Below are 15466 nucleotides of genomic sequence, written 5' to 3'. Positions count from 1 at the left end.
TGCGTTGGCTTTCCTCGCTTACCCCGGTCACGTACTGATGTACGCTCCTGGGATTCACTGCGTCGCCGCCTTCCTGCAACTCGAATTATTTAGGGTATTGGTTGCAAAATGATAATTTCGCAAGCTATACGCATTCACAACGAAATTACCCATGTTTCAGTTTAAGCGCCAATGATAGTGCATTCTGCGCGAGCGAATCATGGGGAAAGATCACATCAGGCTGTAATTCATGCAAATGTTTTCCTTGCATTGCGGCAATTTTAACCGGTCTGGCGAATACCGTAAGGCCTTTCATCAATAAAGTGTCCGTCACCCGCTGCTGTTCGTCCAGCGCCACGGCAACCACCACCCGGGGCTTAAAACGCCCGCCGGAGCGCCCGACGCCGACCCGCCCCTGTTGGCTAAGTTTATCGAAAGCTCGATTAAAGCGGGAAATCTGCCAGCCGCCCAGCGCCAGCTGCGCACACCAGGCGATAACGGCGACGGTAATCAGAGTGGAAACCATAATGTGCTCCTGTTGTTTTGCCTGATGGCGGCGTAACCGTCTTATCCGGCCTACGGCGCCATCCGGCAATTCACGGTCAGAACATCACTTGACCGCCGGTTACGTTGATCGACTGCCCGGTGCAATAAGACGCTTTCGGGCCGGCATAAAATAGCAGCATGTTCAGCACATCCTGATAATCACACCCGCGTTTGAGCGGTACTTTATCAATGTAATACTGTTCCACCTCGTCGGGCTTAATGCCCAGTTTAGTGGCGTATTGCGGCAGCAGTGACTGGAACATCGGCGATTTCAACAGGTTGCCGAGCATCAACGAGTGTACGGTAATGCCGTATTCCGCCAGATCCAGCGCCAGAGACTGGGTTAACCCCACGCCACCGAATTTCGCCGCGCTGTAGCCGGAGTTGTGTTTACTGCCCACTTTGCCGGATTTAGAGTTAATCTGAATAATGCGCCCCTGAATGCCGTCGCGGATCATCAGGCGGGAAAACTCACGGGCGCAGAGGAAATAGCCCACCAGATTCACCTGTAGCGAGCGGTCAAAATCGCCCAACTGGAAATCGCTGATAAACGCCGCTTTGGCGATACCCGCGCTGTAAACCAGCAGATCGACGCGCCCGAAAATCTCGTCTACGCCGCGGGAAAGCGCCAGCACGCTCTGCTCGCTGGTGGCGTCGGCGCCAAAACCGTACGCCATACCTTCGCCAAAATCGGCGTTAATTTCCTGGGCGACATTCGCGGCTTTATCGCTTTGAATATCAACGACCGCCACGCGGTATCCTTCTTCTGCAAGCCCACGGCAAAGGAATGCCCCCAGGGTCTGGCCTCCGCCAATGACAACGGCAACTTGATTCATGTTTTTTCTCCTTAAGCGACAAACGTCAAAATACAGCCCGGCGCGATATCGTCCGGTACAGGCCCCGCAACGTGTACGGTGCCGGGAAATTCCGCTTCACGCAGACCATCGAAGCGCAAAGTGATATGCCCCAGTTCACGCAGGTTTTGCTCGGCTACGCTGCCGACCGCCGTGACCGGATAGCAATGTTGGCCCAATTCACACCGCGCGCCAGGCTGCAGCGCGCCGGTCAGTTCGCCATGACAATGGATGAAGCAAAATTCTTCGATATCCGCCGGCGCACCTTCCCGAAACGTAATCAGCATCTGTTCGCCGAGCGCCTCCTTCGCGCTCTGGCCGATACGGGTGATGGTGGTTTGATAAATCACGCTCATGTCTGAACCTCTTATTGATAGATAAAGCCGGAAACAAACCAGGCGATAAGTACCGTGGGCGCGCCAGTCAGGAAGCGTCCGACCAGCACAGAAGGTACGCCGACGCGAACGGTGTCTTGTTTCGCTTCCGCCAGCGACAGGCCGACCGGGATAAAGTCGCAGGCCGCCTGTGCGTTAATCGCGAACAGGGCGGGAAGCGCCAGATGCGGGGGGATATTGCCCAGGCCTATCTGAACGCCGATCAGGACGCCAATGACCTGAGCGATAACCGCGCCAGGGCCGAGAAAGGGCGACAGCAGCGGGAAAGAGCAGATCAATGCCAGCGTCACCAGCCCCAGTGGATGGCTGGCTAATGGCGCCAGGCCGTGGGCGATCCAGTCGCCAAGACCTGAGGCCATAATGATGCCGATCAGCGCCGAAACGAACGCCATAAACGGCAGGATTGTTTTCAGGACCGTATCAATGGTGTCGCGACCGGACTGGAACAGTACCGCCACGGCGGAGCCCATTCCCATACCGACTTTTGCCAGCAGCCCGTCGCTCTGCTCGGTGATTTTTTTGCTGGTGTCGTAGTCACGTCCTAATGTCGTTTTGGCAGGCTGGGGACTGGCAGGCGTTTCGCCGACAAGAGTAATGTTTTCTTCTTTTACGCCGGAGACATAAATATCCTCAACAATATACTGCGCCAGTGGGCCGGACTTACCCGTCGAGTGAATATTAATGGTTGGAATCCGGCGTTTCGGATAGATACCGCAGCGCAGCGTACCGCCGCAGTCGATAATGGCCGCGCCGATTTCCGCTTCCGGCGGTTCGCCTTCTTTAAAGCCGTCCACCGCTTGCCAGCCTGTTAGTTGCGCCAGTTTGTCGACGATCGCCGGGCGCGTACCGGCTGTGATATAGACGATCTTTTTGCCTGGCGTAACGTCCAGTTCAAGCGGGCCGCCCCAGCCGCCGGCGCCTTTCTCAATACGAACCCGTGTCATGATACCGCTCCTGTCAGATGAACTTTCTGCTCAAGTTGAATCCCCATTTTTTTCTCAAAAATAGCGGTGGTGAGATCGGTTACCCAACCGCGGAAGAAGTTCGTCACCAGACCTACCAGCAGATAGCTCACCGCGAGCGGGCCGAGAGGAAGCCCTAACGTGGTGAGTCCGCTGGCGATACCCAGATAAACAAACAGTTCGCCGGGATTGATATGCGGAAACAGACCGTTCATGGAGTGACAGCTATAGGAGGCCGCCGCGTAATAGCTCGGCTTGTACTTCTCCGGCATAAAGCGTCCCAGGCTCAGGGTCATCGGATTACAAAAAACAAACGTTCCGATAAACGGTAAAAGCAGGTAGCGGGATAGCGGATTTCCGGCGCAGCGTTGGGCAAAACGCTCAATACGCTGCTGGCCGATAAAATTGATGAGCGCATTCATGATAACCAGCAGGCTTATCAGTAGCGGAAGAATACCTGTCACCATACCGGTAAACACCTCTCCGCCTTTCTGGAATAACCCGATGAACCACTCCGCACCATGTGTAATGGTTTCGATCATTGTTCTCTCCTGTAGGGTTTTTAGTTTTCTTGCTAATTTCCTGTTCATTGTAATCATGTTGAAAGATTAAAAAGTGTTATTGTGATCGCAAAATAAAAGAAAAATATTTTAAGTTGAAAGATTGCGGGAGTGGGGGAGCGGATACAAACTGAAAAGAGGAGAAAGGTGATTTATTCTCTTGTGCCGCTTCCTTGTGCGGCGGGGGATGCTTTACCATACTTCTTCCTGGCTGAATTTGTTTAATGGATCTCTCATGTTCAAGCGTCGTTATGTAGCGTTACTTCCACTTTGCGTATTGCTTGCTGCCTGTAGCAGCACGCCAAAATCTTCCGAGACTCAAGCGACGACTGGCACGTCTTCCGGCGGCTTCCTGCTTGAGCCGCAGCATAACGTCATGCAAATGGGCGGCGACTTCGCCAACAACCCTAATGCGCAGCAGTTCATTGATAAAATGGTCAGCAAACACGGTTTCGACCGTCAGCAGCTGCAGGAGATCCTCTCGCAGTCTAAAAGACTGGATTACGTCCTGCGTCTGATGGACAGACAAGCGCCGACCACTCAGCCGCCCGCCGGACCAAATGGCGCCTGGCTGCGCTACCGCAAACAATTTATTACGCCGGATAACGTGCAAAACGGCGTCGCGTTCTGGAATCAGTATGAAGACGCGCTGAACCGCGCCTGGCAGGTATACGGCGTACCGCCGGAAATCATCGTGGGGATTATCGGCGTGGAAACCCGCTGGGGACGTATCATGGGGAAAACGCGGATTCTGGATGCGCTGGCGACGCTGTCATTTAACTATCCGCGCCGGGCGGAATATTTCTCCGGCGAGCTGGAAACCTTCCTGCTCATGGCGCGCGATGAGCAAGACGATCCGCTCAATCTGAAAGGTTCCTTTGCGGGCGCGATGGGCTACGGCCAGTTTATGCCATCTTCCTATAAAGAATATGCGGTCGATTTCAATGGCGATGGGCACATTAACTTGTGGGATCCGGTAGATGCCATCGGCAGTGTGGCGAACTACTTCAAGGCGCATGGTTGGGTGAAAGGCGATACGGTTGCGGTGCCGGCGAATGGTCAGGCGCCGGGACTGGCGAATGGTTTCAAAACAAAATACAGCCTCTCTCAGCTTGCCGCCGCAGGCTTAACGCCGCAGCAATCGTTGGGCAATCATCAGGAAGCCAGCCTGCTGCGTCTGGATATCGGTACGGGCTACCAGTACTGGTACGGCCTGCCGAACTTCTACACCATTACCCGATATAACCACAGCACGCATTATGCGATGGCGGTTTGGCAACTGGGCCAGGCGGTAGCGCTGGCGCGGGTGCGCTAATTTACGCTTAGGGAGGGGAGTCCCCCCTCCGCTATTATTATGGCTTTTTGGGCTGATTCTCTGCCTGCAAGTGGGATATCTTCTTTGATAGTGCCAGACTATATCCCAGACATCCCAGGCCTAAGATAATTTGACCGCCATCATACGGTTCAAAATAGCCTGACGACAATATATTCAGTACTCCCATTCCTAATGAACATACTCCACCCACAATTAACCACAGCCGTAGTTGACAGGTTTGTTTCAGTTTGTGCTGTGTGCTTTCCGTTTTTTTGAGTGACATCCTTGCTTTCTCTCCGTGCGTGTAAATTTAGCGACATGGTACTGCTATTTAGTCATGTGCTACCTCATTTCATTCTGCATAAATAACCTGCTGGCATTTTTTCGGAATCCGACTCGTAAAATCGACTGCTCGTCCCCATCTCTGGTGAGAAAGTGCTATCTTGTGCGGCAGGATTTCTAACTGACAGAGGTCATGATGACTGACAGTGAACTGATGCGGCTTAGCGAGCAGGTCGGGCTGGCGTTAAAAGCGCGCGGGGCGACCGTAACGACAGCAGAGTCCTGTACCGGCGGCTGGCTGGCGAAAGCCATTACCGACATCGCCGGAAGCTCCGCCTGGTTTGAACGCGGCTTTGTCACCTATAGTAATGATGCCAAAGCGCAGATGATTGGCGTGCGTGAAGAGACTCTGGCGCAGCATGGCGCGGTCAGCGAACCCGTAGTGGTCGAAATGGCGATCGGGGCGCTGAAGGCCGCTCGCGCCGATTTTGCTGTCGCTATTAGCGGAATTGCCGGGCCGGATGGCGGCAGTGAAGAAAAGCCGGTTGGTACGGTGTGGTTTGCTTTCGCCAGCGTCAGCGGAGAAGGGATTACGCGTCGGGAATGCTTCAGCGGCGACCGTGAATCGGTGCGTCGACAGGCGACGACGTACGCGCTACAAACCCTGTGGCAACAATTTCTACAAAACACTTGATACTGTATGAGCATACAGTATAATTGCTTCAACAGTACGAATTCACTATCCGGTTCAATACCAAGTTGCATGACAGGAGTAATAATGGCTATCGACGAAAACAAACAGAAAGCGTTGGCGGCAGCACTGGGCCAAATTGAAAAGCAATTTGGTAAAGGCTCCATCATGCGTCTGGGTGAAGACCGTTCTATGGATGTGGAAACTATCTCCACCGGTTCGCTTTCACTGGACATCGCACTCGGTGCGGGCGGTCTGCCGATGGGGCGTATCGTCGAAATTTACGGGCCGGAATCTTCCGGTAAAACGACCCTGACGCTGCAGGTGATTGCCGCTGCGCAGCGTGAAGGTAAAACCTGTGCGTTTATCGATGCGGAACACGCGCTTGACCCTGTTTACGCACGCAAGCTGGGCGTCGATATCGATAACCTGCTCTGTTCTCAGCCGGATACCGGCGAGCAGGCGCTGGAAATCTGTGACGCGCTGGCGCGTTCAGGCGCGGTGGACGTCATTGTGGTCGACTCCGTAGCGGCGCTAACGCCGAAAGCGGAAATCGAAGGCGAAATTGGCGACTCTCACATGGGCCTCGCGGCGCGTATGATGAGCCAGGCGATGCGTAAGCTGGCGGGGAACCTGAAACAGTCCAACACGCTGTTGATTTTCATCAACCAGATCCGTATGAAGATTGGCGTGATGTTCGGTAACCCGGAAACCACCACCGGCGGTAACGCGCTGAAATTCTACGCCTCTGTTCGTCTTGATATCCGTCGTATTGGCGCGGTGAAAGAGGGCGATAATGTCGTGGGTAGCGAAACGCGTGTGAAAGTGGTGAAAAACAAAATCGCCGCGCCGTTTAAGCAGGCCGAGTTCCAGATCCTCTACGGTGAAGGCATCAACTTCTATGGCGAACTGGTTGACCTGGGCGTGAAAGAGAAGCTGATCGAGAAAGCGGGCGCATGGTACAGCTACAACGGCGAGAAGATTGGCCAGGGCAAAGCGAACGCGACTACCTGGCTGAAAGAGAACCCGGCGACAGCGAAAGAGATCGAGAAAAGGGTTCGTGAATTACTGTTGAGTAATCAGAATGCCACGCCCGATTTCGCCGTTGACGATAGCGAAGGCGTTGCAGAAACCAACGAAGATTTTTAATCATCAGGTGATGGTGGGTCGGGCAAAACGAAGCCGCCATTCAGCAAAACGTTAAATTACCATCAAGGGCTGCATTTATGCGGCCCTTTTGGCATTTCTCCCTGTTAAGGTTTTTTATGAGTGAACCCACATCGCGCCGTCCCGCTTATGCTCGTCTCCTTGATCGTGCGGTACGTATTCTTGCTGTCCGCGATCACAGCGAGCAGGAATTACGGCGTAAACTCTCCGCGCCGGTGATGGGCAAAAATGGGCCGGAAGAGATTGATGCGACGGCAGACGATTATGAACGCGTGATCGCCTGGTGCCACGAACATCACTATCTTGATGACGAGCGCTTCGTGATGCGCTTTATCGCCAGTCGTAGCCGCAAAGGCTATGGCCCGGCGCGTATTCGCCAGGAGTTGAATCAGAAAGGCATTTCCCGTGAATCGACTGAAAAAGCGATGCGAGAATGTGAAATTGACTGGAGTGAAATGGCACGTGAACAGGCCGTTCGCAAATATGGCGAGCCGCTCCCTTCAAACTTTTCAGAAAAGGTTAAGGTACAGCGCTTTTTGCTCTATCGCGGGTATCTGATGGACGATATCCAGCAAATATGGCGAAATTTTGCAGATTGAGCGCATACGGGATTTTACTTCCCGGTAAAGAAAACTTATCTTATTCCCACTTTTTCCGTCTGGACGCGGGTTGCTTAACGGCGAACAGCGTCTGCGACGAATATTCCTTAAATACACAAAATCATTCAAGCCGCATCAAAGCGGCAAGTGAGCCTCGGGAACGCGTGACCGGGAAACTCGCAGCCAACGCAGAGGCGGCCTGAAGGATGAAGTGTAGCTTGATTTCAGGATAATTATGAGCAAGAGCACCGCTGAGATCCGTCAGGCGTTTCTCGACTTTTTCCATAGTAAAGGGCATCAGGTAGTTGCCAGCAGTTCCCTGGTGCCTAACAATGACCCCACTCTGTTGTTTACCAATGCCGGGATGAACCAGTTCAAGGATGTTTTCCTTGGGCTCGATAAACGTAATTATTCCCGTGCAACCACTTCCCAGCGTTGCGTACGCGCGGGGGGTAAACACAACGATCTGGAAAACGTCGGATACACTGCACGTCACCATACTTTCTTCGAAATGCTGGGCAACTTCAGCTTCGGCGATTACTTCAAACACGACGCCATTCAGTTCGCATGGGAATTACTGACCGGTGAAAACTGGTTTGCTCTGCCAAAAGAGCGTTTATGGGTCACCGTTTATGAAACCGACGACGAAGCCTATGAGATCTGGGAAAAAGAAGTCGGCATCCCGCGCGAGCGTATCATCCGTATCGGCGACAATAAAGGCGCGCCATACGCATCGGATAACTTCTGGCAGATGGGCGACACCGGTCCCTGCGGTCCGTGCACCGAAATCTTCTACGATCATGGCGACCACATCTGGGGCGGCCCTCCGGGAAGCCCGGAAGAAGACGGCGATCGCTATATTGAGATCTGGAACATCGTCTTTATGCAGTTCAACCGTCAGGCTGACGGGACGATGGAACCATTGCCGAAACCGTCTGTAGATACCGGTATGGGGCTGGAGCGTATTGCCGCGGTACTGCAACACGTTAACTCTAACTATGACATCGACCTGTTCCGCACGTTGATTGAAGCGGTAGCGAAAGTCACCGGCGCCACCGATCTGGGTAATAAATCGCTGCGTGTTATCGCCGACCACATCCGTTCCTGCGCATTCCTGGTTGCCGATGGCGTGCTGCCGTCGAATGAAAACCGTGGCTATGTGCTGCGTCGCATTATTCGTCGCGCGGTTCGTCACGGCAACATGCTGGGCGCGAAAGAGACCTTCTTCTACAAGCTGGTTGGGCCGCTGATTGAGGTAATGGGCTCCGCAGGCGAAGAGTTGAAACGTCAGCAGGCGCAGGTCGAGCAGGTTCTGAAAACGGAAGAAGAGCAGTTCGCCCGTACGCTGGAGCGCGGTCTGGCGCTGCTGGATGAAGAGCTGGCGAAATTGCAGGGCGACACCCTGGACGGCGAAACAGCTTTCCGTCTGTATGATACTTATGGTTTCCCGGTCGATCTAACGGCGGACGTCTGCCGTGAGCGCAACATCAAAGTCGATGAAGCCGGTTTTGAAGCCGCTATGGAAGAGCAACGCCGTCGCGCGCGCGAAGCTAGCGGTTTTGGCGCGGACTACAACGCGATGATCCGCGTTGACAGCGCTTCTGAATTTAAAGGTTATGACCATCTGGAACTGAACGGCAAAGTGACCGCGCTGTTTGTCGATGGTAAAGCGGTTGAAGTGATTAACGCGGGACAGGAAGCGGTTGTCGTGCTGGATCAGACCCCATTCTATGCGGAATCAGGCGGTCAGGTTGGCGATAAAGGCGAGCTGAAAGGCGCTGGATTTACTTTCGCTGTGGACGACACGCAAAAATATGGTCAGGCGATTGGTCACCTCGGCAAATTGTCTGCGGGCGCTCTGAAAGTGGGCGATGCGGTACAGGCTGACGTAGATGAAGCGCGCCGCGCACGTATCCGTCTGAACCACTCCGCCACGCACCTGATGCACGCGGCGTTGCGCCAGGTGCTTGGGACACACGTTGCGCAGAAAGGTTCGCTGGTTAGCGATAAAGTGCTGCGCTTCGACTTCTCGCACAATGAAGCGATGAAGCCGTCGGAGATTCGTGAGGTTGAAGATTTGGTGAATGCGCAAATTCGCCGCAACCTGCCGATTGAAACGAACATCATGGATCTCGACGCGGCCAGGGCGAAAGGCGCCATGGCGTTGTTTGGCGAGAAATATGACGAACGTGTACGCGTTCTGAGCATGGGCGATTTCTCTACCGAACTGTGCGGCGGTACTCACGCCAGTCGTACCGGTGATATCGGTCTATTCCGTATTATCTCTGAGTCCGGCACCGCAGCGGGCATTCGTCGTATTGAGGCGGTAACCGGTGAAGGCGCTATGGCCACCGTTCATGCGCAAAGCGATCGCTTAAACGATATTGCGCATCTGCTGAAGGGCGACAGCCAGAATCTGGGCGACAAAGTGCGTGCCGTGCTGGAACGTACACGTCAGCTGGAAAAAGAGTTGCAGCAGTTGAAGGACCAGGCCGCAGCGCAGGAGAGTGCAAATCTTTCCAGTAAAGCGGTCGATCTCAACGGCGTGAAGCTCCTGGTTAGCGAGCTTGCTGGTATTGAGCCGAAAATGCTGCGAACCATGGTTGATGATCTGAAAAATCAACTGGGGTCTACCGTTATCGTACTGGCAACGGTTGTTGAAGGTAAGGTTTCTCTGATTGCGGGCGTGTCGAAGGATGTGACCGACCGGGTTAAAGCAGGGGAATTGATTGGTATGGTCGCTCAGCAGGTGGGCGGTAAGGGTGGTGGTCGTCCGGACATGGCGCAAGCCGGTGGTACGGATGCGGCAGCTCTGCCTGCAGCGTTAGCCAGTGTACAAGGCTGGGTCAGCGCAAAATTGCAATAATTATAAGCGTTCGTTGGCGCCGCAGCCCGTGCTGCGGCGTTTACGTCAACGCTATCGACAACGATAAAGTCAGGTTGAAGTTTTGTATATCGGCTAAACTTAGGTTTAACAGAATGTAATGCCATGACTGCTTACACCTAAGGTGTTTGTCATCGCTTACTTTTTGGCGTTATATGATGGATAATGCCGGGATACAGAGAGACCCGACTCTTTTAATCTTTCAAGGAGCAAAGAATGCTGATTCTGACTCGTCGAGTTGGTGAGACCCTCATGATTGGCGATGAGGTCACCGTGACAGTTTTAGGGGTGAAGGGCAACCAGGTGCGTATTGGCGTGAACGCCCCGAAAGAAGTTTCTGTCCATCGTGAAGAGATCTACCAGCGTATCCAGGCTGAAAAATCCCAGCAGTCCAGTTACTAAGGTTTTCGCGTCTCACTTTTCGGGTGAGGCGCAGCCTCTCTTCTCGCTCGCCCGCGTTGTCCCTTCATGACTTTTTTCAACCTCACTGTTGATATGGTGCGCTTTTGGAGGCCAGCGTGTCATCAAATTATCTGTTGATAAAACACTCTTTTTGGCTTTTTTACAGACTAATTGAGCGTGAAGTGTGCAAACGATAAAAGCTCTGGAAAAATTGTTTGACTTATAAGTCCCAGAAAGTAATATGTGCGCCACGCAGCGACGATGAGCAGAACAAGTTCTTCGAAGCACTCGTAAGAGGCGTGTGGTGAGGTGGCCGAGAGGCTGAAGGCGCTCCCCTGCTAAGGGAGTATGCGGTCAAAAGCTGCATCCGGGGTTCGAATCCCCGCCTCACCGCCATTTGCATCCGTAGCTCAGCTGGATAGAGTACTCGGCTACGAACCGAGCGGTCGGAGGTTCGAATCCTCCCGGATGCACCATCTCTTACTTGATACGGCTTTCCCGCGGTATCAAAATCTGCAGTAAAGTAAGTTTCCCGATGCATCCGTAGCTCAGCTGGATAGAGTACTCGGCTACGAACCGAGCGGTCGGAGGTTCGAATCCTCCCGGATGCACCATCTCTTACTTGATACGGCTTTCACCGCGGTATCAATATCGGCAGTAAAGCAAGTTTTCCGATGCATCCGTAGCTCAGCTGGATAGAGTACTCGGCTACGAACCGAGCGGTCGGAGGTTCGAATCCTCCCGGATGCACCATATTCTCCGTACTTTCAGTGATGAAGATACGGATAAGATAGCGGTAATCACCGCTGGCACCAGGAAGGATAACGTTGCGTCAGCAACGGCCCGAAGGGCGAGCCGTAAGGCGAGTAATCCTCCCGGATGCACCATCTTATTTAGTGTGGCAGTAAATGCGACATCAAATCTTGTAGTAAACATCATTTCCAATGCATCCGTAGCTCAGCTGGATAGAGTACTCGGCTACGAACCGAGCGGTCGGAGGTTCGAATCCTCCCGGATGCACCATATTCTCCGTACTTTCAGCAATGCAGATAAGATAGCGGTAATCACCGCTGGCATCAGAAGGATAACGTTGCGTCAGCAACGGCCCATAAGGCGAATAATCCTCCCGGATACGTCACTGCCCCGCAATCGCTTTTCCCCTTATCCTGAATATACCTCTTCATCTCTATTAGCGACAAAATCAACCAATTGCGATAAAGTACTGTCTGGTTATTCGGTTTGCGAGAACACGATGTACGCACGTTATGCTGGTTTGATTTTTGATATGGACGGTACTCTCCTGGATACCGAACCCACGCATCGCAAAGCGTGGCGTGAGGTTTTGGGGCGCTATGGTCTTCGTTTTGATGAACAGGCAATGGTCGCGCTTAACGGTTCGCCAACCTGGCTTATCGCCCAGTCAATCATTGAGCTTAACCATGCCGATCTTGATCCCCTGTCACTGGCGCGTGAGAAAACCGACGCGGTAAAAAGCATCCTGCTGGACTGCGTAGAACCGCTGCCGCTGGTTGAGGTGGTTAAAGCGTGGCATGGGCGGCGTCCCATGTCGGTCGGTACCGGTAGCGAAAGCGCTATCGCGGAAGCCTTGTTAGCGCATCTGGGGCTGCGTCGTTATTTTGATGCGGTTGTGGCGGCAGATCACGTACAGCATCACAAACCTGCGCCTGACACCTTCCTACTGTGCGCCCAGCAGATGGGCGTCATGCCGACGCAGTGCGTGGTATTTGAAGATGCCGATTTTGGTTTACAGGCGGCGCGGGCGGCGGGAATGGATGCCGTGGATGTCCGACTATTGTGAGTGACGGACTGTCGCTCCTGTCTCTGTTTGCCAGTAGTTTTCTCAGCGCGACGCTGTTACCCGGTAATTCTGAGGTGGTTTTGGTTGCTATGCTGGTCTCCGGCGTCAGCCATCCCTGGGTCTTAGTCTTAACAGCAACAATGGGTAATAGCCTTGGAGGGGTAACTAACGTTATTCTTGGGCGTTTCTTTCCGCTGCGCAAAACGTCGCGCTGGCAGGAAAAAGCGACTGGCTGGCTAAAGCGTTATGGCGCAGCCACACTATTATTAAGCTGGATGCCGGTCATCGGTGATTTGTTGTGCCTGTTAGCGGGATGGATGCGCATCCCGTGGGGGCGGACGATCTTTTTTTTGTGTCTTGGTAAGGCGCTGCGCTATGTTGCGCTCGCAGCGGCGACGGTTCAGGGCATGATGTGGTGGTAATAATTGTAGGTTTGGCATGTATGGCCGCCATTACAGTTATGCTTATTAAAACGATTTGGACAGGCGGGAGGTCAATTTGATCCCGGACGTATCACAGGCTCTGGCCTGGCTGGAAAAACATCCTCAGGCGTTAAAGGGGATACAGCGCGGGTTAGAGCGCGAAACGCTGCGTGTCAATGCTGATGGCACGCTGGCGACAACAGGTCATCCTGAAGCGTTAGGTTCAGCGCTGACCCATAAATGGATTACCACGGATTTTGCGGAAGCCCTACTGGAGTTTATTACGCCAGTCGATGGCGATATCCAGCATATGCTCACTTTTATGCGCGATCTCCATCGGTATACGGCCAGGAAACTGGGCGATGAGCGGATGTGGCCATTAAGTATGCCCTGCTATATTGCGGAAGGGCAGGACATAGAGCTGGCGCAGTACGGCACATCCAATACCGGGCGCTTTAAGACGCTCTATCGCGAAGGGCTGAAAAATCGTTATGGCGCCTTGATGCAAACCATCTCCGGCGTACATTACAATTTTTCATTACCGATGGCGTTCTGGCAGGCGAAATGCGGCGTTACGGAAGGCGAAGCGGCAAAAGAAAAAATTTCTGCCGGCTATTTTCGTCTGATTCGCAACTATTACCGTTTTGGCTGGGTCATCCCCTATCTGTTTGGCGCGTCTCCGGCCATTTGCTCCTCTTTCCTGCAAGGAAAGCCAACCACATTACCGTTTGAAAAAACGGACTGCGGCATGTACTACCTGCCGTATGCGACGTCTCTGCGTTTGAGTGATTTGGGCTATACCAATAAGTCGCAAAGCAATCTCGGAATTACGTTTAACGATTTGCATGAGTATGTGGCAGGTCTGAAGCGCGCGATTAAAACCCCTTCCGAGGAGTACGCGCGGATTGGTGTGGAAAAAGACGGTAAGCGGCTACAGATTAACAGCAACGTTCTGCAAATTGAAAATGAGCTGTACGCGCCCATTCGTCCCAAGCGCGTGACGCGCAGCGGCGAATCGCCTTCTGACGCGCTTCTGCGTGGTGGTATTGAGTACATCGAAGTTCGTTCTCTCGATATTAACCCGTTCTCACCGATCGGCGTAGACGAGCAACAGGTGCGCTTCCTCGATCTGTTTATGGTCTGGTGCGTATTGGCCGATGCGCCGGAAATGAGTAGCGATGAGCTGTTATGTACGCGTACTAACTGGAATCGCGTTATTCTGGAAGGGCGTAAGCCGGGCCTGACGTTAGGCATTGGCTGTGAAACTGCGCAGTTCCCGCTGCCCAAAGTCGGGAAAGATCTCTTCCGCGATCTGAAACGCGTGGCGCAAACGCTGGACAGTATCCACGGGGGAGAAGAGTATCAAAAGGTGTGTGATGAGTTGGTCGCCTGCTTTGATAATCCTGAACTGACATTCTCCGCCCGGATCCTACGGTCTATGATTGATGAAGGCATTGGCGGCACCGGGAAAGCGTTCGGTGAGGCTTACCGTAATCTGTTACGCGAAGAGCCGCTGGAGATTTTACAGGAAGAAGAGTTTATTGCTGAACGTGACGCTTCAGTACGTCGTCAGCAGGAGATTGAGGCGGCGGATACCGAGCCGTTTGCCGCGTGGCTTGCGAAACACGCCTGACCCAAAAGAAAAAGGCCACTCACGGAGTGGCCAAAATTTCATCGCTGAAAACAGGGATGATGATAACAAATGCGCGTCTTTCATATACTCAGACTCGCCCCGGAACAAAGAGTTCAGTTTATTTTTAAAAAATTATCGGAGGTGACTAAATGCCATTATTAGATAGCTTCGCAGTCGATCATACCCGGATGCAAGCGCCGGCGGTCCGGGTTGCAAAAACGATGAACACCCCGCATGGCGACGCAATCACCGTGTTTGATCTGCGTTTTTGCATTCCGAACAAAGAAGTGATGCCGGAAAAAGGGATTCATACGCTTGAGCATCTGTTTGCTGGCTTTATGCGCGACCACCTCAACGGTAACGGCGTTGAGATTATCGATATCTCGCCGATGGGCTGCCGCACCGGCTTTTACATGAGCCTGATTGGCACGCCGGACGAGCAGCGTGTTGCCGACGCCTGGAAAGCGGCGATGGCGGATGTGCTGAAAGTGCAGGATCAAAACCAGATCCCGGAGCTGAACGTTTACCAGTGCGGTACGTATCAGATGCACTCGCTCAGTGAAGCGCAGGACATTGCCCGTCATATTCTGGAGCGTGATGTGCGCGTGAACAGCAATAAAGAGCTGGCGCTGCCGAAAGAAAAACTGCAGGAACTGCATATTTAGTCTTATTGATAAGCGTTTCCAGTATTTAAATTAACCCCGGTTTATGGCCGGGGTTTTTTATTTCTTAATATAATTTGCGTTTATTATATTTGCGGCGAGAATACATTTTAAATTAAGTAATGCCTGGCCTGTTAAATAATAAAATGTGATCTGGCAAACAGAAAAGGCGGATAACTCACGATGCCAGAGTGTATTGATCACATAAACTAAAAATCATAAATAATTAATAGAAAAACATAATGGAATGCGCCAGATATCCAGGTAATAACAAGACTCTACTAATAGCCGGTC

At 52.9% G+C, this 15466-nt stretch carries 16 protein-coding genes and 5 tRNA genes; 15 read left to right on the top strand and 6 right to left on the bottom strand.

The window, feature by feature from the left end:
* Positions 1-145 precede the first annotated feature (145 nt).
* The 5 genes from gutM to srlA all read right to left on the bottom strand — a co-directional run bounded on the left by gutM (position 146) and on the right by srlA (position 3278).
* Entirely contained in the window at positions 146-505 is a 360-nt protein-coding gene (gene gutM / locus ABVN36_RS03840; protein ID WP_000255198.1) for a transcriptional regulator GutM, read from the bottom strand.
* 76 nt (positions 506-581) lie between these two features.
* A complete protein-coding gene (gene srlD / locus ABVN36_RS03835) occupies positions 582-1361 on the bottom strand; it encodes a sorbitol-6-phosphate dehydrogenase (protein ID WP_023138956.1) in 780 nt (259 codons plus the stop codon).
* A gap of 11 nt (positions 1362-1372) precedes the next feature.
* Positions 1373-1735, bottom strand: a complete 363-nt coding sequence (srlB, locus tag ABVN36_RS03830) for a PTS glucitol/sorbitol transporter subunit IIA (RefSeq protein WP_000111553.1) — start codon at positions 1733-1735, stop codon at positions 1373-1375.
* Positions 1736-1746: 11 nt separating this feature from the next.
* Positions 1747-2718: a PTS glucitol/sorbitol transporter subunit IIB gene (locus tag ABVN36_RS03825; protein WP_000199039.1), complete on the bottom strand. Its 972-nt coding sequence runs from the start codon at positions 2716-2718 to the stop codon at positions 1747-1749.
* Positions 2715-3278, bottom strand: coding sequence for a PTS glucitol/sorbitol transporter subunit IIC (gene srlA, locus ABVN36_RS03820; RefSeq protein ID WP_000573335.1), 564 nt, complete (start codon positions 3276-3278; stop codon positions 2715-2717). Before srlA ends, ABVN36_RS03825 begins: the two co-directional genes overlap by 4 nt.
* 253 nt (positions 3279-3531) lie before the next feature.
* Between srlA and mltB the strand changes: the two genes are divergently transcribed.
* Complete coding sequence (gene mltB, locus ABVN36_RS03815; protein WP_000476826.1) at positions 3532-4611, top strand: lytic murein transglycosylase B; 1080 nt, start codon at positions 3532-3534, stop codon at positions 4609-4611.
* 37 nt (positions 4612-4648) lie between these two features.
* Here mltB and ABVN36_RS03810 read toward each other — a convergent pair whose 3' ends face one another.
* Positions 4649-4894: a hypothetical protein gene (locus ABVN36_RS03810; protein ID WP_001519391.1), complete on the bottom strand. Its 246-nt coding sequence runs from the start codon at positions 4892-4894 to the stop codon at positions 4649-4651.
* Between the two features lie 195 nt (positions 4895-5089).
* Here ABVN36_RS03810 and pncC point away from each other — a divergent pair, with 195 nt between their 5' ends.
* The 14 genes from pncC to luxS all read left to right on the top strand — a co-directional run bounded on the left by pncC (position 5090) and on the right by luxS (position 15175).
* The gene (gene pncC / locus ABVN36_RS03805; RefSeq protein WP_001519172.1) at positions 5090-5587 is read left to right on the top strand and encodes a nicotinamide-nucleotide amidase; all 498 of its coding nucleotides are present in this window, start codon (positions 5090-5092) and stop codon (positions 5585-5587) included.
* An 84-nt stretch (positions 5588-5671) separates the two neighbouring features.
* Positions 5672-6733 carry a recombinase RecA gene (gene recA / locus ABVN36_RS03800; protein WP_000963150.1) on the top strand — a complete coding sequence of 354 codons (1062 nt, stop codon included), beginning with the start codon at positions 5672-5674 and terminating at the stop codon, positions 6731-6733.
* A 116-nt stretch (positions 6734-6849) separates the two neighbouring features.
* On the top strand, positions 6850-7350 hold the full coding sequence (gene recX / locus ABVN36_RS03795; RefSeq protein ID WP_001294863.1) for a recombination regulator RecX: 501 nt from the start codon (positions 6850-6852) through the stop codon (positions 7348-7350).
* A 235-nt stretch (positions 7351-7585) separates the two neighbouring features.
* Positions 7586-10216 carry an alanine--tRNA ligase gene (gene alaS / locus ABVN36_RS03790; RefSeq protein WP_023138955.1) on the top strand — a complete coding sequence of 877 codons (2631 nt, stop codon included), beginning with the start codon at positions 7586-7588 and terminating at the stop codon, positions 10214-10216.
* Positions 10217-10450: 234 nt separating this feature from the next.
* Complete coding sequence (gene csrA / locus ABVN36_RS03785; RefSeq protein WP_000906486.1) at positions 10451-10636, top strand: carbon storage regulator CsrA; 186 nt, start codon at positions 10451-10453, stop codon at positions 10634-10636.
* A gap of 303 nt (positions 10637-10939) precedes the next feature.
* Positions 10940-11032: transfer RNA gene (locus tag ABVN36_RS03780), tRNA-Ser, on the top strand.
* A 3-nt stretch (positions 11033-11035) separates the two neighbouring features.
* Positions 11036-11112: transfer RNA gene (locus ABVN36_RS03775), tRNA-Arg, on the top strand.
* A gap of 61 nt (positions 11113-11173) precedes the next feature.
* A tRNA-Arg gene (locus tag ABVN36_RS03770) sits at positions 11174-11250 on the top strand.
* A gap of 62 nt (positions 11251-11312) precedes the next feature.
* Positions 11313-11389: transfer RNA gene (locus tag ABVN36_RS03765), tRNA-Arg, on the top strand.
* 193 nt (positions 11390-11582) lie between these two features.
* A tRNA-Arg gene (locus ABVN36_RS03760) sits at positions 11583-11659 on the top strand.
* Between the two features lie 229 nt (positions 11660-11888).
* Positions 11889-12455, top strand: coding sequence for a fructose-1-phosphate/6-phosphogluconate phosphatase (yqaB, locus tag ABVN36_RS03755; RefSeq protein WP_000271291.1), 567 nt, complete (start codon positions 11889-11891; stop codon positions 12453-12455).
* Positions 12452-12877: a YqaA family protein gene (locus tag ABVN36_RS03750; protein ID WP_001279499.1), complete on the top strand. Its 426-nt coding sequence runs from the start codon at positions 12452-12454 to the stop codon at positions 12875-12877. Before yqaB ends, ABVN36_RS03750 begins: the two co-directional genes overlap by 4 nt.
* Positions 12878-12953: 76 nt before the next feature.
* Entirely contained in the window at positions 12954-14510 is a 1557-nt protein-coding gene (gshA, locus tag ABVN36_RS03745; protein ID WP_000611821.1) for a glutamate--cysteine ligase, read from the top strand.
* A 149-nt stretch (positions 14511-14659) separates the two neighbouring features.
* Positions 14660-15175, top strand: coding sequence for an S-ribosylhomocysteine lyase (luxS, locus tag ABVN36_RS03740; RefSeq protein ID WP_001130194.1), 516 nt, complete (start codon positions 14660-14662; stop codon positions 15173-15175).
* Positions 15176-15466: the final 291 nt, after the last annotated feature.

Origin of the sequence: Salmonella sp. SJTUF15581 (assembly GCF_043356775.1) — a bacterium.
In the GTDB taxonomy this organism is placed as follows: Bacteria; Pseudomonadota; Gammaproteobacteria; order Enterobacterales; family Enterobacteriaceae; genus Salmonella; species Salmonella enterica.
Note: the sequence above shows the minus strand (reverse complement) of the source record. Positions and strands in the feature narration are given on the sequence as shown.

Bases quoted from the DNA above. Each gene is read 5' to 3' on its own strand.
- srlD (WP_023138956.1), bottom strand. From the start codon at position 1,361: ATGAATCAAGTTGCCGTTGTCATTGGCGGAGGCCAGACCCTGGGGGCA.
- recX (WP_001294863.1), top strand. From the start codon at position 6,850: ATGAGTGAACCCACATCGCGCCGTCCCGCTTATGCTCGTCTCCTTGAT.
- luxS (WP_001130194.1), top strand. From the start codon at position 14,660: ATGCCATTATTAGATAGCTTCGCAGTCGATCATACCCGGATGCAAGCG.
- gutM (WP_000255198.1), bottom strand. From the start codon at position 505: ATGGTTTCCACTCTGATTACCGTCGCCGTTATCGCCTGGTGTGCGCAG.
- yqaB (WP_000271291.1), top strand. From the start codon at position 11,889: ATGTACGCACGTTATGCTGGTTTGATTTTTGATATGGACGGTACTCTC.
- srlB (WP_000111553.1), bottom strand. From the start codon at position 1,735: ATGAGCGTGATTTATCAAACCACCATCACCCGTATCGGCCAGAGCGCG.
- ABVN36_RS03825 (WP_000199039.1), bottom strand. From the start codon at position 2,718: ATGACACGGGTTCGTATTGAGAAAGGCGCCGGCGGCTGGGGCGGCCCG.
- pncC (WP_001519172.1), top strand. From the start codon at position 5,090: ATGACTGACAGTGAACTGATGCGGCTTAGCGAGCAGGTCGGGCTGGCG.
- ABVN36_RS03810 (WP_001519391.1), bottom strand. From the start codon at position 4,894: ATGTCACTCAAAAAAACGGAAAGCACACAGCACAAACTGAAACAAACC.
- mltB (WP_000476826.1), top strand. From the start codon at position 3,532: ATGTTCAAGCGTCGTTATGTAGCGTTACTTCCACTTTGCGTATTGCTT.
- csrA (WP_000906486.1), top strand. From the start codon at position 10,451: ATGCTGATTCTGACTCGTCGAGTTGGTGAGACCCTCATGATTGGCGAT.
- recA (WP_000963150.1), top strand. From the start codon at position 5,672: ATGGCTATCGACGAAAACAAACAGAAAGCGTTGGCGGCAGCACTGGGC.
- alaS (WP_023138955.1), top strand. From the start codon at position 7,586: ATGAGCAAGAGCACCGCTGAGATCCGTCAGGCGTTTCTCGACTTTTTC.
- srlA (WP_000573335.1), bottom strand. From the start codon at position 3,278: ATGATCGAAACCATTACACATGGTGCGGAGTGGTTCATCGGGTTATTC.